Annotated in this window: 10 protein-coding genes; 5 read left to right on the top strand and 5 right to left on the bottom strand. The window is 71.6% G+C overall.

All coding sequences use genetic code 11. The annotated features are described in order from the left end of the window. Nucleotides 1–389: 389 nt before the first annotated feature. Nucleotides 390–1,979: an NAD(P)/FAD-dependent oxidoreductase gene (locus AB0472_RS26800; protein ID WP_366359767.1), complete on the bottom strand. Its 1,590-nt coding sequence runs from the start codon at nt 1,977–1,979 to the stop codon at nt 390–392. Beyond that, nucleotides 1,972–2,442 carry an SRPBCC family protein gene (locus AB0472_RS26795; RefSeq protein ID WP_366359765.1) on the bottom strand — a complete coding sequence of 157 codons (471 nt, stop codon included), beginning with the start codon at nt 2,440–2,442 and terminating at the stop codon, nt 1,972–1,974. Before AB0472_RS26795 ends, AB0472_RS26800 begins: the two co-directional genes overlap by 8 nt. Nucleotides 2,443–2,794: 352 nt before the next feature. Between AB0472_RS26795 and AB0472_RS26790 the strand changes: the two genes are divergently transcribed. The 4 genes from AB0472_RS26790 to AB0472_RS26775 all read left to right on the top strand — a co-directional run bounded on the left by AB0472_RS26790 (nt 2,795) and on the right by AB0472_RS26775 (nt 7,958). Then, entirely contained in the window at nt 2,795–4,654 is a 1,860-nt protein-coding gene (locus AB0472_RS26790; protein ID WP_366359763.1) for a SpoIIE family protein phosphatase, read from the top strand. Nucleotides 4,655–4,780: 126 nt separating this feature from the next. Next, a complete protein-coding gene (locus tag AB0472_RS26785) occupies nt 4,781–5,338 on the top strand; it encodes a hypothetical protein (RefSeq protein WP_366359761.1) in 558 nt (185 codons plus the stop codon). 43 nt (nt 5,339–5,381) lie between these two features. After that, nucleotides 5,382–5,903 (top strand): hypothetical protein, encoded by a 522-nt coding sequence (locus AB0472_RS26780; RefSeq protein WP_366359759.1) that lies wholly within the window; start codon nt 5,382–5,384, stop codon nt 5,901–5,903. 999 nt (nt 5,904–6,902) lie between these two features. Further along, complete coding sequence (locus tag AB0472_RS26775; protein ID WP_366359757.1) at nt 6,903–7,958, top strand: glycoside hydrolase family 19 protein; 1,056 nt, start codon at nt 6,903–6,905, stop codon at nt 7,956–7,958. A 218-nt stretch (nt 7,959–8,176) separates the two neighbouring features. Here AB0472_RS26775 and AB0472_RS26770 read toward each other — a convergent pair whose 3' ends face one another. Next, nucleotides 8,177–10,009 carry a glycoside hydrolase family 76 protein gene (locus AB0472_RS26770; protein ID WP_366359755.1) on the bottom strand — a complete coding sequence of 611 codons (1,833 nt, stop codon included), beginning with the start codon at nt 10,007–10,009 and terminating at the stop codon, nt 8,177–8,179. Between the two features lie 381 nt (nt 10,010–10,390). On the opposite strand from AB0472_RS26770, the gene AB0472_RS26765 reads away from it, so the two are divergent. Then, entirely contained in the window at nt 10,391–13,291 is a 2,901-nt protein-coding gene (locus AB0472_RS26765) for an alpha-L-rhamnosidase (RefSeq protein ID WP_366359753.1), read from the top strand. 43 nt (nt 13,292–13,334) lie between these two features. On the opposite strand, the gene AB0472_RS26760 is transcribed toward AB0472_RS26765, so the two are convergent. Together AB0472_RS26760 and AB0472_RS26755 are read right to left on the bottom strand one after the other, a co-directional pair. Continuing rightward, the gene (locus AB0472_RS26760; RefSeq protein ID WP_366359751.1) at nt 13,335–13,670 is read right to left on the bottom strand and encodes a hypothetical protein; all 336 of its coding nucleotides are present in this window, start codon (nt 13,668–13,670) and stop codon (nt 13,335–13,337) included. A gap of 357 nt (nt 13,671–14,027) precedes the next feature. After that, nucleotides 14,028–14,390: a signal peptidase I gene (locus AB0472_RS26755; protein WP_366359749.1), complete on the bottom strand. Its 363-nt coding sequence runs from the start codon at nt 14,388–14,390 to the stop codon at nt 14,028–14,030. Nucleotides 14,391–14,434: the final 44 nt, after the last annotated feature.

Below are 14,434 nucleotides of genomic sequence, written 5' to 3'. Positions count from 1 at the left end.
CGCCCACGTGGAGCGGGGATCACTCCTCCTGCGCTCGGCACGATCGCGGCCGTGAGCGTCGCGCCGAGAAGGCCGCCGCCCGCCGGCAGCCGCACGCGGAGAGCGGAACTTCACCGGACAGCCGCGCTCGCCTCGCCTCAGGCGGCGGTGAACAGGACCGCGACGGCTGGAAGGTGCGAGGTGGTTCGTCGACTCGCCGCTGGAAGACGGCAGTTGAGGATCGGCTCCCGGGAGGCGGCATCGCGTAGGGTTCCGACACCGCGGAAGGTACCGGGGTATGGGAGGGCCGGGGAGGGCCGGGGAGGCCCATGGAGGCCCCGAGGCTTCCGGCCTCTCCCATCCCCTCCCCCCATCACGCCCCCACCGGGAGCGGTGTCCAGCCGGGCGGTTCAGAGTCGTGGTGCGCGGTGGAGGAGGGTGGCCGGCCGGTAGGCCCGCAGTGCGGCTCGGGCGGCGTTGGCTCCGGGAGCGCCGTGGACTCCGCCGCCGGGATGGGCGGCCGCGGAGGCGAGATAGAGGCCCTTGACGGGGGTCTCGGGCCGGCCGGTGCCGGGGACGGGACGGAAGACGGCCTGCTGGTGCAGCGCGGTGGTGCCGTTGTTGATGGCGCCGTTGTGGAGGTTCTCGTCCATCGCCTGGAGAGTGCTGGGGGCCAGGATCCGGCGGGCGAGGATCCTGGTGCGGAAGCCGGGCGCGAACCGCTCCACCTGGGCCTCGACACGGTCCGCCATGGCCTGCTGCTCGCGGATGTCCCAGCGCCCGCTGATGCGGTCGGGGCCGGCGTCGGAGGTGATGTCCTGCGGGACGTGGGTGTAGGCCCACGCCGATTCGGTGCCGACGGGTGAACGGCTGGGATCTGCCGTGGTCATCTGTCCGAGCAGGGCGAACGGCTCATCGGGTACCTGTCCCATGGCGATCTGGGAGGCGAACCGGGTCAGGCTGTCCATGCCGTCGGCCAGGTGGACCGTTCCGGCGCCGGAGGCCCGCGGAGCCGTCCACGGCACCGGGCCGGTCAGCGCCCAGTCGACCTTGAAGGTCGCGTAATCCCACTGGAAGCGCTCCAGGTCCCGCAGAAGGCGGGCGGGAAGGTGTTCCTCGCCCACCAGCTCCCGGTACAGGGCCGACGCCGACGTGTCCGCGAGCACCGCGCGGCGCGCGCTGACCGTCTCGCCGTGGGCTGTCCTGACGCCCACCGCCCTGCCGCGCCGTACGACGACGGACACGACACGCTCCCCGCACCGCAGGACGCCGTCACGGCGCCGCAGCCGGCTCACGAGCGCCGCGGTCAGGGCGCCCGCCCCGCCGACGGGGACCGGGAAGCCGTGGCTCTGTCCGAGCATCGACATCAGCCAGCCGAATCCGCCGCTGCCCACCGCCTCGGGGGCCAGGTCGGCGTGCAGGGCGTTCCCGGCCAGCAGGAGCCGTCCGCCCTCGCCGCGGAACTCCTCGTCGCCCAGGCGGCGCACGGGCAGGGCCAGGTTCCGGGCCAGCCGCAGTCCGCCCGCGGACCGGAACTTCGCCGCCAGCCTGAGCCCGGCGCGGACCGGTGGGAAGGGCGTGAACATGGCCTGCACCAGGTCCTGCCCGACACGGCTCCACACCTCGTACAGGTCCCGCCAGGCGGCGCCGTCACCCGGCGCAAAGGTGTCCAGACTCGCCGCGGTCTCCTCCACCCGGCGCCCCAGCACGGCGCATCTCCCGTCCCCGAGCGGGTGGGCCAGTACGCGCGGGGCGTGGCTCCACCGCAGTCCCTCCGCCGCGAGATCCAGCCGGGCCAGGACCGGGGAGGCGGCGGCCAGCGGGTAGAAGGCGCTGAAGAGATCGGAGACGTAGTCGGGGTGGACGCCACGGTCACTGCGCACGGCGCCCCCGGGCTCCTGCTGCGCCTCCAGGACCTCGACGCCCCACCCGGCGTCCGCCAGCAGATTGGCCGCCACCAGCCCGTTGGGGCCGGCGCCGATCACCACCGCGTCAGGCACGGCCGGCCCCGGCCCGATCATGCTCTACGGGATTCTCTTCGACGATCCTGGCCAGACGGGCCAGCATGCCCCGGTGCCGCAGCAGGAAGAGCGCTTCACTGCCGGCGTTGTGGAGGGTGCCGCCCAGGCCGCGCAGCGGGTGCTCGTCGCAGATGACGAGTGTTTCCTCCTCGCCCCAGGGCCTGAGCTGCAAGAAGATCCGCGCGGTGCCCAGCTTCTTGAACGAGGCTTCCAGCTCCAGCTCACCCTCGGGTTCCTGGTGACGGACCGTCGTCACCCCGTCGGCCGACCAGGGCCCCAGCCGCACGGTGTAGCGGAGCCTGGATCCGACCGCGGGCCAGGTCCGGTCGAGGGGAACGGACCTGGTGGGCCCCACCACCCACTCTCCGTAACATGCGGGATCGGCCAGCACCGCCCATACCGCGCGCGGGGGACGCCGGATCAGCTGATGGTGGACGGCCACGGGAGCCCCTTCCACGGGAACGGACGATGTTTCACACAGCCGCGTCACACGGCCCGTGGAGTGCCGACCCGCGCTCGCACGGAGCGGGAACACTCGGCACGGCCGGCGCCTTCATCCGCCATGCGGCGTCACGGCCATGGTGCGCGCACTCGCATGCCCTCGCATCTCACCCGGGCCGGAGGAGTCTCCCCGGAAAGTGCGCCTCGGCCTCCGCCGGCGCATTCCACCCGTGCCTGCCCGACCGGTACCGAAACAGCGGCGACAGCGGCCTCGACCGAGCACCGGTCGGCACGCCCCCGCTGCTCTACGATGCCGTTGAGAGCGGCATCGGGCGGTGGTACCGGAGGGGCAGATGGCCGAGCAGATCCGGAAGCCCACGGCGCAGACGGGCCCGGACGCCGCACGGCAGCAGGCATTGCGACGAGCCGGTCTTTCGTCCGCCCCCGATACCGGCATGGACCGGTTCGCCCGGCTGGTGACACGACTGCTTCGTGTGCCCGTGGCACTCGTGTCACTCATGGAGCAGGACAGGGTGATCCTGCCCGGGATGACAGGTCTGCCCGAACCCTGGGCGAGCAGGCGCGCGCTGCCGCCGGCGCGTTCGCTGTCCCGGCATGTGGTGGCGTCCGGGCAGCCGCTGATCGTGCCCGATGCCCGTGCCGACGACCGGCTGCGCACCGACCCGGCGGTCGCGGACCTCGGGGTGGTCGCGTACGCGGGCATGCCGCTCACCGACGCCGACGGCCTCGTCCTTGGATCCCTGTGCGCCCACGTCCACGCGCCCCGCGCTTGGAGCGACAGCGAACGGCGAGACCTGGCCGACCTCGCGGCCGCCTGCTCCGCCGAACTGCGCCTGCGGATCCTGTCGGCCCAGCGCCGGTCCACGCAGAAGGTACTGGAGACCGCGCGGGCCACCGCCGAACAGGCCCGGAGCGACGCGGAGCGCCTGGAGCACGAGGCCCAGGCCGGCCTCGACCACGCCGAGCTGCTGCTGAGGGCCTCGGAGGAGCTGGCTCAGACCTCCGGCCTGGAGGACGTGCGGCGGCGGCTGCGGGATCTGTTCAGCGGCGTCGGCAAGCCCGCGTACGTGGGACTGCTGGTCGCCGACAAGCAAGAACTGCGCCGGATCCCCCATCCGGACATCGTGTACGCGTTGGAACGGGAAGTCCCCCTTCTCGCCACTGATGCCGCCTTCCCGAGCGCCCTGGCCTTCCGTGAACGCCGAACGGTGTTCGTACCCGACCGCCTGGCGCTCGTCGCCGACCACGGCCCTGAGGCGGTCGCCGCCTTCGACCGCATGGGCTTCAGCACGGTGCTGTGCCTGCCGCTCTGGGGCAGCCGCGCCCTGCTCGGGGTCCTCACCATCTGCTGGACCACACCACACAGGGTGAGCATCACCGAGCGGGCCACGCTCGCTGCCGCGTCCGGCTACATCGCGCAGGCGGTGGAGCGTGCTCTCTACCTGGACGAGCGGATCTCGGTCGCCCGGCAGCTGCAGGAAGCCATGCTCACCGATCTCCACCTGGCCGACCACGTCGAGCTCAGCGCCCTGTATCAACCGTCCGCGAACGACAACATGATCGGCGGAGACTGGTACGACGCCTACCACCTGCAATCCGCCCCCTCCGGCGGACCGGCTCCTCTCATGATCACGGTGGGCGACATCACCGGCCACGACATGCACGCCGCGACGGTCATGGGCCAGGTCCGAAGCATGCTGAGACAGGCCACGCTCGACCATCCCCCCTACAGCCCCGCAACCGCTGTCACCGCCCTGGAGGCGGCCTGCGCCGTCCTGCCCATCGAGGCCGGCGGCACACTGGTCCACGCCCGCCTGGACCCCGTCGCCAACGGCCCGGGCTGGAACCTGACCTGGTCCAACGCCGGACACCCCCCGCCGCTCCTCCGCACTCCCGACGGCCACGTCGCCCTCCTCACCCAGCACGACATCCTCCTGCACCAGGACTTCGGTCCGTCCACCCGCACCGAGCACCGGCTCGCACTCCCTCCGAACTCGACCCTGCTGCTCTACACCGACGGCCTCGTCGAGCGCCCCGGGCAGGACATCGACGCCGTCATCGCGCGCCTCGTCGACCTGCTGGCCCGCCATGGGGACGAGCCGCTGCACCAGCTGGTCCAGCGAATCAGCAAGCGGCTGGCGGACCCACGTCCCGGGGACGACGTGGTCGTGCTCGCCGTGCGCGTGCCCTGATGCCGTCGGGTCTCGTCGCCCACGTCGCGGTGTCTCCCGATATGCCATTCGGTACGAAAGTGGTGAATGTCGGATAAACGGGAACTCGGACGAGGTACCTCACCTCTCCGCAAGGAGCCTGTGCTCATGTCCACCGGAACACTTTTGACGATCATCATTGCGGTCGTAGTGGTGCTGGCCGTTGCCGCTGTAGTGATCGCGCTCATGGCGCGACGCCGCCATCTCCGTGAGCGCTTCGGCCCGGAGTACGAACGGACCATGGAGAGCTCCGGCGGTCGGCTCGCCGCCGAACGAGAACTCAGGGAACGCGAGAAGCGGCACGACGCGCTTGACATCAAACCGCTGCCTGCGGCCTCGCGCGACCGCTACACACGTGAATGGAGCAACGTCCAGGACGAGTTCGTGGACCGGCCGCAAGACGCGGTGCACGACGCGGATCAGCTGGTGACCTCGCTGATGCACGACCGCGGCTACCCGACCGAAGGGTTCGATCAGCAGACGAAGGACCTCTCGGTGGAGCACGGGCGCACCCTCGAGCACTATCGCGCCGCACACGAGGTGGAAGCCCTCAGCACCCACAGCCGGGCGACGACCGAGCAACTGCGGGGCGCCATGGTGCACTACCGCACGCTGTTCAACGAGTTGCTCACCGACGGCGGCCAGGCCCAGCCCACCCGTTCCTGACGCCGACCTCGACCTCGGCTTTGACCTGGGCGGAGAGAACACCATGGACAACAACGACGACACGAGCCGCGCCACCAGCGGCCTGACCACCGAGGATCTCGCACAACCCTCCGGCGCCACCACGGGGACGCCCGAAGCAGCAGAGGGCGGCTCCGGAAGAGCCCCGATGTACCCCGGTGAGAGCGTCGCGACGCCGCAGACCAGAGGCCCCGCCTCAGTCCCCGACGCAGACCGGTCCGACGCGCCGGCCGCCGCCACGGACGCCGCGCGCGCCCCGGACACCTCGGACGACCAGGCTCCGCCGCTGCTCACGGAGGACGAGGACCTGGGCTTCCGTGACCGCTGGCAGAGGATCCAGAACAACTTCGTGGACGACCCCCGCGAGGCCGTGCAGGGCGCCGACGCTCTCGTCGCAGACGTCATGCAGACCCTGGCCACCACGTTCGCTCAGCACAAGAGGGACCTGGAGGACCAGTGGGGGCAGGGCGAGCAGGTCGACACGGAGGAGCTGCGCAGGGCTCTGCGTCGCTATCGCTCCTTCTTCAACCGGCTGCTCACCACGTGAGACTCCTTCCGCTGTCCGTCCGACCCGGTCGCCATCGCCCGGGTCCAGGTCCGCACCCAGCCCAGTTCCGCGACCACTGACCCGCCGCGGTCCATCGCTGAGGCAGAGGGGCCACCGCTCCAGGAGGGACGCCCTCGTCCGGCATCACGACGGCGACGGCCCCACAGGTGTCAATGCAGCGGCGGCGGGCGACTGGCCCTCGACATCGCCTCCGACCGCCAAGCCCTGCCCTACGCCGTGATCGCGGCGGGTCGGAAAAGGGCGAGAGAGCTGCAGGCGCAACTCGGCGACGTCATGCAGTGCGACGCCCCGTGCGCCACGGGCCGGACCCACCGGACATGATCCCACCTGTAGCCCGCCACTTCCGGGCGACAGAGGGCGGTTCACGGTCCTCATGGAGGAGCGCCGGAATGCCCGCCGGCTGATCGACGGAGCCGTGGGCCGCAGTCCTGACGGCACGACATACTGCGCGGGACACGCTCGAAGCCGGTGCGGAGGGCAGGCGAGCGATGACCGTGCCGTGATCAGCCGGCCTCTGCCGAACCGAATATGCCTCGTGGCCTGGCCTTCGACGCGATGATCGAACGGCTTTGAGGTGAGTGACCGCTGCGGAGGAGGTCAGCACTCTCCCCCGGCGAATTCCCCCGGCGGCCAGAGGGCTCCTGCCCGAAGCGGCTCCACTCGACCGGGCCAGAGACAGTCTGCACGGGCACCGGCCGGGTCACCCGGTACACCCACTGCTGCTCCGGATACCCCTTGGCAGCTGGTTGTCGAACCCCGGTGGCCCGCGGGAAACCGTCCGTCGTCCGCCTCCGTTCCGGTCGCGAGGCGGGGGAAGGACCCGCTTCCCATGCCCTGACAAAAGTCTGCACCTGACCCTTGACTGGTCTGGACCAATCACGCTTTGCTGCTGGGGTCACCACTCACCCCCTACCTCCGGAGTGGCACATGAGCACAACCATGCCCGGCGGGTCCCGCAGAGTTCTGCATGGCAGGTGCATGACAGCACTGTTGGCCGTCCTGGCCTGCCTCCTCGGCGCGTTCACCGTTCTCGGCACCGCGCGCCCCGCGGCTGCGGCGGACTGCGCCGCGGCCTGGAGTTCCGGCGCGGTCTACACCGGCGGCATGACGGCCTCCTACCACGGCGACAACTGGCAGGCCAAGTGGTGGACCCAGGGCGAGACGCCCGGCGTCGCCGAGGTCTGGGCCGATCAGGGAGCCTGCGGCGGCTCCGGCGGAGGAGGCACCGGGAGCACCTGCGACTACCCCGCCTGGGTGGCCGGACAGTCCTACACGACCGGCGCCGTCGTGCGGTACACCCCCAACGGCCAGTACTACGTCGCCACCCACGACAACCCGGGATACGACCCCACCATCAGCACCTGGTACTGGTCCCCCTACAGCTGCACGGGAGGCTCCGGTGGCGGCGGGGGCGGCGGCACCGGCGGATTCGTGGTCAGCGAAGCCCAGTTCAACCAGATGTTCCCGAACCGGAACTCCTTCTACACCTACAGCGGCCTGGTGGCCGCGCTCAGCGCCTACCCCGGCTTCGCCACCACCGGGAGCGCCACCGTGCAGAAGCAGGAAGCCGCGGCGTTCCTGGCCAACGTCGACCACGAGACCGGCGGCCTCGTCTACATCAACGAGGTCGACCAGTCCGGCAACTACTGCGCGAGCGAGCCCTACGGCTGCCCCGCCGGCACCTACGCCTACTACGGGCGCGGCCCGATGCAGCTCAGCTGGAACTTCAACTACAAGGCCGCCGGCGACGCCCTCGGCATCGACCTGCTGGACAACCCCGGCCTGGTCGCCTCCGACCCGGCGGTCTCCTGGAAGACCGGCCTGTGGTACTGGAACACCCAGACCGGCCCGGGCTCCATGACCGGACACAACGCCATGGTCAACGGCGCGGGCTTCGGCGAGACCATCCGCAGCATCAACGGCAGCATCGAGTGCAACGGAGGCAACACCGCCGAGATGCAGGACCGCGTCAACGACTACCTCTCCTTCACCTCCGTCCTCGGCGTCCCGGCGGGCTCCAATCTCACCTGCTGACCGCCCCGAGGAGATCACGACGGCCGGCGGGCGCATGCCCGCCGACCGCGCGGGGCGCGGAACGGAGCCGACACGGTCGGTCCTCGCTCCGCCCGTACCCGAAGTCGTCGTCATCGAGCAGGACTCGACACCCGGCGCACGGTCCAGGGCATCTCGACGTGGGGACCGGGCCGGCCGCGGGGCAGGCCCAGTCACCCGGGCCGCCCTCCGACCCGGCGTCAGCCCGCGGCGGCGGTGAGCACTCCCAGGGCACTCGCCTGGGTCCGCCAGTCGGACTGGTTCCGGCCGGTGCCGGCCCAGCGCTCGCCGAGGGCGTTGAGGGAGGTCCGGTCCTGCGCCCACAGGGTGTCCGCCTGCTTCTGGACGTAACTCCGGTACGTTCCGGAGCCGGTGGCGGTCGCGAGATCGGCGAGGTTCCGCATGAAGATCCCTTTGAACTGCTTCTGGTTGTCGTCGCAGGACGCCGTGCCGACGTCGCAGGACTCGGTGAGCACGCCGCCGACGGTCAGCGCCGGGTTGCCGATCGCGGCGTCGGCGAGGGTCCGCGCGGTGGTCAGCAACGAGGTGTCGCCGGTGGACCTCCACAGTTCGGTGAAGCCGCCGATGGCCAATCCCTGGTTGTAACTCCACACGGTGGAGCCGTTGTTGGCGCAGGCCGAGGTGAGCCCGTCGTTCACCAGCCCCGACGGGCCGATCATCCCGCTGGCCTTGAACCAGGCCGCGGACGTCGTCGCCCGCTGGAGCCACACGGTGTCGCCCGGGATGCGCTGGTGCAGCGCGGTGGTCAGCCACAGGTACTGCCCGTTCGTCACCGCGTTCTTGTAGGTCCGCTCGCGGTCCCACCACACGCCACCGCCGCAGGTGCCGGTGTCCCAGTACTGCTGGACGTAGTCGGCGATGGTCACCGCCTCGTCGAGATACCGGTGGTCGTGGGTGTAGTCGTACGCGTCGATCCAGGCGATGGCCCACCAGCCCGAGTCGTCGATGGACCGGCTGACGAAGTCGCCCTCGATCGCGTCCGAGCTGCGCACCCCGGCGGCGAAGGCGCCCTTGTTCCGGTCGAAGGTGCGCGCGACGGCCCAGTCGTAGTCGTGCGTGCCGGTGGTCCTCGCGAAGTCGACGAGGGAGGTGAGGGTGGCCGCCGAGTTCCACCAACTGCTCGGCCACCAGCCGTCGTAGGGGTCGTACGAGGTCATCAGCGCGTCCGCCGCCGCGCGCGCCCTGGTCGCTGCGGGCCTGACCCATGCGGTGCAGCTGCCCTCGTTGTGGCTCGCCTCCCGGCCGCAGGCGCGCACCGCACCGCCGTAGAGCAGGCCGCGCGGGTCCCGGGTGGCGTACATCGCGGTACGGGTGCCGGTGGCACCGGACGGGGTGGCGGTACGGCCGAGGGAGGAGCCGTCCGGCCAGGTCGAGCCGCCGTCCCAGGAGCGGTCGAGCCAGATCTCGTCACCGGCGCCGCCGCTGTCGATGCTCGCCCAGGCCATGGAGTCCGGCTGGTCGACGTGGAGCCGGATGGTGCGGCCGTAGAGGGTGGTGGACGGTACCGGCTGGTCGTCGCCGGCGGCCCGGCCCGCGCTCGTGCCGTCGCAGAGGGTGTCGCAGACGGCGGGATGGACCCAGTTCGTGCAGCCGACGCCAGCCGCGTCGCCGCAGGCCCTGACGAGTCCGCGGCGGTGGTTCCGGGGGTCGGTGATGTTGTACATCAGCGTTCTGGTGCCGGTCCAGGTGCCCGGGATGCTCGCCTTGCCGAGCAGTCCCTCCCAGGTGGCGCCGCCGTCCCAGGAGCGGTCCAGCCACACCGAGTCCCCGGTCACGCCGTCGTCGATGCCGGCCCACGCCATGTCGTCCGCGTCCGACACGTGCAGTTCCAGGCGACGGCCGTTGAGGTCCTTGTCCGGCACGGGGAACGTCTCCTGCCGGGCCTGCGAGGGGTCGAGCGTGTCGCAGGCCAGGACGCAGACCTGGGTGGCCGCGGACGCGGGCGTCGCGACCGGCACCAGGGCGGCGAACGCGAGCGCGGCCGCGAGGAGAAGGCCGGGAAGGCGCGACATGACAACGATGTCTGAGCGACGTGAGGGCACCGGGGCTCGCCTCGATCTCTCGGTGGGGGATGACGGTCGGCGCACGTGACGGGGGCCCGCGGCCCTGGTCGGGCCGGGCCGGAATCGAGCACTGGTCCATACCTGCCTGCGAGGCAGTGAACCGGCTTGGCGAGGCCCTGTCAATGCCACAAGGGCGCACCGATCCACGGGAGTCGGGAGACGGCCACGACGGCTTGACACCCCGTTTTCGGGCGCCCATCATCGGTGGCACTTCCGCGAGGCTCCTCGTGCATCCAACTGCCTTACCAGACACGGGGCTTCACCCGGCACGATTTTGAATCGTTTCAGAGACTCTGTCACCAGGCACCCGCGCCCATCCAGGAGGTCTCCATGCGCCGTCGCTCACCACTGAGCAGACCGCCGGGCCGGCACCATCTGCTCTGCCTCGCCGTCCTCACGGCCACCGCGCTCGCCACGGGCCCGGCTCCCGCCACCGGGGCCGTACCGATGCCCGCCGAGCAGGCCCCGACGGACGCCCGGACCGCGGCGGCCGACCCCCTGAACTACTCGCCGGCCTCCCGCACCCTCAAGCCGACCGCCGTCTACCGGACGTCCGGCAGCGTCGCGAACCCGCAGAACGTGCTGAGCGGACAGCCGACCCGGATCTCCGGCTCACAGTCCGCCGTCACCCTCGACTTCGGCAAGGAGGTCGGCGGCGTGACAACGTTGTCCTTCGGGAGTGCGAGCGACAGCGGTCAACGGGTCGGTCTGGCCTTCAGCGAGTCCTCCCTGTACGTGGGCACCGACAGCGACCGCAGCAGCGGCCGCGACGGTGAGGACGGCGCCCTGTACACCACGGTCCCCGCCAACGGCACCTACACCGTCCCCACCACTCAACTCCGGGGCGGTTTCCGGTACGTGACCGTCTTCCTGGACACCTCGGGCTGGGTCGACCTCAAGGACGTCAGCCTCGGTTTCACCCCGGCACCGGGGACGTCCGACCCGGCCGACTACCCCAACTACTTCCACTCCAGCGACGACCTGCTCAACCGGATCTGGTACGCCGGGGCCTACACCGTGCAGCTCGACACGATCGCCTCGGATCAGGGCCGCGCCTGGCCCCCGCCCGCCTCGGCGTGGGACAACGGCGCGACCGTCGGCGTGGGCGACTCCGTCCTGGTCGACGGCGCCAAGCGGGACCGCACGGTGTGGCCCGGCGACATGGGCATCGCCGTCCCCACGCAGTACGCGTACTCGGCCGACCTCACCTCGACCCGCAACGCGCTCACGACGATGTACGACGCGCAGTCGGCGGACGGTGAAATCCCCTGGTCGGGGCCGCCGTTCGATCTCACCGGCTCGGACACGTACCACACCTGGACGCTGCTGGGCACGTCGACGTACTACACGTACACCGCCGACCGGGCGTGGCTGGACTCGGAATGGGCCGGCTACCAGCGCGGGATGGCCTTCATCACGGACAAGGTCGACGCCAACAGCCTGCTGAACGTGACCCGTACCCAGGACTGGGCCCGGGTCGGGCAGGGCGGGGAGAACCTCTCCGCCAACGCACTGCTCTACGCGGCGCTCAGGGGCGGCGCGACCCTGGCCACGGTCGAGGGCGACAGCAGTCTGGCCGCGAGCTGGACCGCCAGCGCCGACGCGATCAAGGCGGCGGTCAACTCCCGTCTGTGGGACGCCTCGAAGGGCCTGTACAAGGACAACCCCAGCAGCGGCCTGTACCCGCAGGACGGCAACTCCCTCGCGGTCTGGTACGGGTTGACCGACTCGGCGGCCAAGGCGCGGAGTGTCGTCGCGGGGCTCGGGAAGAACTGGGGCGCGTACGGCCCCACCACCCCCGAATGGGGAGGCAACGTCTCGCCGTTCGCGGGCGGCATGGAACTCAACGCACGCTTCGCGGCGAACGACGACTACACCGCGCTGGACCAGATCCGGCGCACCTGGGGTCACATGCTCGACAGTGACATCGGCACGAAGAGCACCTTCTGGGAGGGCGTGAAGGCCGACGGCGGTCTCGCGTACGGCGGTTCGTTCATGAGCCTGGCCCACGGCTGGTCCTCGGCGCCCACCTCCGCCCTCACCTTCGACGTGCTCGGCACCGCACCCGAGTCGGCGACCGGCGCCTACCGCTTCGTGCCGCACCCCGGTGACCTGACCAGCGCCGAGGGCCGCATCACCCTGTGGCAGGGCGCCGTCGACGCCTCCTGGTCCCGCGACCCGGCCGCCGGCACCTACTCGGCACACCTGACCAGCCCGTCCGGCACGGCCGGCCGCATCGGTGTCCCGAAGTTCGGCGGCACCGGTGTCAGCGTCTCCGTGAACGGCAGCGTCGTCTGGCGTGCCGGGACCTTCACGCCCGCCTCCGGCATCACCGGCGCGAGCCAGGACGACGCGTACGTCTACCTCACCGGTGTCGCCCCGGGCACCTACACCGTGACCGCCACCGGCCTCGGTGATCCCGCCGCACCCGCCGACCCCGCCACCAGCAGTGCGCTGCGCGCGGGCTACACCCGGTGCGCGGGCGAGGGCGGCACCTGCTCCTTCAGCGGCACCCGCTCGGTGGCCTACGGCGCCGGGACGTACACGTACAAGACGGTGACCAGCGGCACCGCCTGCAGCAACGACTCCTTCGGCGGCGACCCGGCGCCGCATCTCGTGAAGTCCTGCTACGTCGCCGACGTCGGCGGACCGCCCGGCTACACCGTCTGCGCGGCCGAGAACGGCAGCTGTGCCGTGCCCGGCTACAACCGGGACGTCGTCTACGGTGCGAACGGCGACTTCGTGCACCAGGTCACCAACGGGTCCGTCACCTGCTCCAACGCCCACTTCGGCGATCCCGTCGACGGCGTCGCCAAGTCCTGCTACCTGCCGTCCGCCGGGGCACCGGCCGGGGGCTGGACCAAGTGCGCGGACCAGAACGGCACCTGCTCGGCCGCCGCCGGACAGCCGGTGGCGTACGGGGCGTTCGGAGCGTTCACCACGCTGACGGCCACCGGGGACACCCCGTGCACCGACGCGAGGTTCGGTGACCCGGTCCCCGGCGAGTCGAAGGCCTGCTACACCGCCACCGGCGGCCCGGCCGGTTACGCCACGAACTGCTCGGACGAGTCCGGGACCTGCGCCTTCGGCGGGCAGCGGACCGTGGCCTACGGCGCCCGGGGCACCTTCGTCTACCGCACGTTCACCGGTGGCGCCGCCTGCACGACGTCGGCGTTCGGCGGCACCGACCCGCTGCCGGGGGTACGGAAGGGCTGCTACCTCACGCCCTGAGCGGCCCGGCGGCCCGCCCGAGTGCGCCGGGCGGGCCGCCGGATCACCCGGGGTGCGCCACCGCGTCCTTCTGCAACTGCACCGCCGCGAGCAGGCTCAGCCTCGGCTCCGCCTGACGCAGGGCCTTCACCGCGGCGACGGAGGCGATGTCCCCGGTGAAGCCGACGGCGGCCAGCCGGGTACGGACCCAGCGGGCCCGCAGCCGGGTCTCCGTGGCGGCGGCGGTGGACTCCACGAGCGCGGCGGCGCGTTCCAGGCCCGGGCGTTCCTCCGGCGAGGCCTCGGCCAGCGCCTGACGCAGGGCCGCCGCGATCTCGTCCGCGTCCCGGATGGTCAGCACGAAGGTGTTCTTCCTGCCCAGTCCCGTGATTCCTGTCATGCGGGTCAGCCTGACGGTCATGGCCGGGGTGTGCCAAGCGACTTGAGCAGGCTCAGAGGTGCCGCCGCGGGCTTTCCCCGGCCAGCGGCAGTCCGGGATGCCGGCCCGCCTCGGCACCGCCCGTCCGTCGCCTGAACTTCGAGATCCCGTACTCGGTCGGTCCGCTCGGCCGGATCCGTCTCCGTGCCGTCCACGAGCGAACCGACCGGGACTCCTTCGGCCGCATCGCCGCGCTCCCCCGGGCCGCGTACGGCACCGCCCCCGCCGACACCCTGCGCAACTGACCGGTCTCCCCACGAGGCGCGGCCTCCACGTCGACGGTGTGACCGTCGGCCGTCGCGCCCGCGGCGGGCCGTCCTACGGGGCGGCGTACCCCGGCACGGACGGCCAGCGCACGGTCAGGACGACGGACTCCTCCTCGGCGATCCAGGAGTGGTCGGTTCCCCGGCCCCAGACGACGTAGTCGCCCTGCTCCTCCAGGAGCACGCTGCGGCCGGGGAACTCCAGGCGGAAGCGGCCCGAGACGAGGACCAGGAGTGCGGTGCGCACCTCGCCCTCCACCCACTGGGTTCGCCGTTCACCGCGTTCGTGGACGCCCCATTTGACCTCGACGGCCTCGCTGTGCCGGGGGTCGTCGGGGTCCTTGAAGTGCCCGAGCAGCCATCCCCGGTCCAGTGCCGCGTCCTTGCCCGCCTTGCCCACGTACACGCTGTCCGCCATGCGTCCGAACGCTAACAGCCGGCCGTCGGGCCGGGCGGGGCGGC

The organism is Streptomyces sp. NPDC086777 (assembly GCF_040702065.1).
Classification (GTDB): Bacteria; Actinomycetota; Actinomycetes; order Streptomycetales; family Streptomycetaceae; genus Streptomyces.
This window is presented reverse-complemented; position numbering and strand designations above follow the sequence as displayed.

Coding starts and splice junctions, on each gene's coding strand:
- AB0472_RS26790 (WP_366359763.1), top strand. CDS start 2,795: ATGGCCGAGCAGATCCGGAAGCCCACGGCGCAGACGGGCCCGGACGCC.
- AB0472_RS26785 (WP_366359761.1), top strand. CDS start 4,781: ATGTCCACCGGAACACTTTTGACGATCATCATTGCGGTCGTAGTGGTG.
- AB0472_RS26780 (WP_366359759.1), top strand. CDS start 5,382: ATGGACAACAACGACGACACGAGCCGCGCCACCAGCGGCCTGACCACC.
- AB0472_RS26775 (WP_366359757.1), top strand. CDS start 6,903: ATGACAGCACTGTTGGCCGTCCTGGCCTGCCTCCTCGGCGCGTTCACC.
- AB0472_RS26770 (WP_366359755.1), bottom strand. CDS start 10,009: ATGTCGCGCCTTCCCGGCCTTCTCCTCGCGGCCGCGCTCGCGTTCGCC.
- AB0472_RS26765 (WP_366359753.1), top strand. CDS start 10,391: ATGCGCCGTCGCTCACCACTGAGCAGACCGCCGGGCCGGCACCATCTG.
- AB0472_RS26760 (WP_366359751.1), bottom strand. CDS start 13,670: ATGACAGGAATCACGGGACTGGGCAGGAAGAACACCTTCGTGCTGACC.
- AB0472_RS26755 (WP_366359749.1), bottom strand. CDS start 14,390: ATGGCGGACAGCGTGTACGTGGGCAAGGCGGGCAAGGACGCGGCACTG.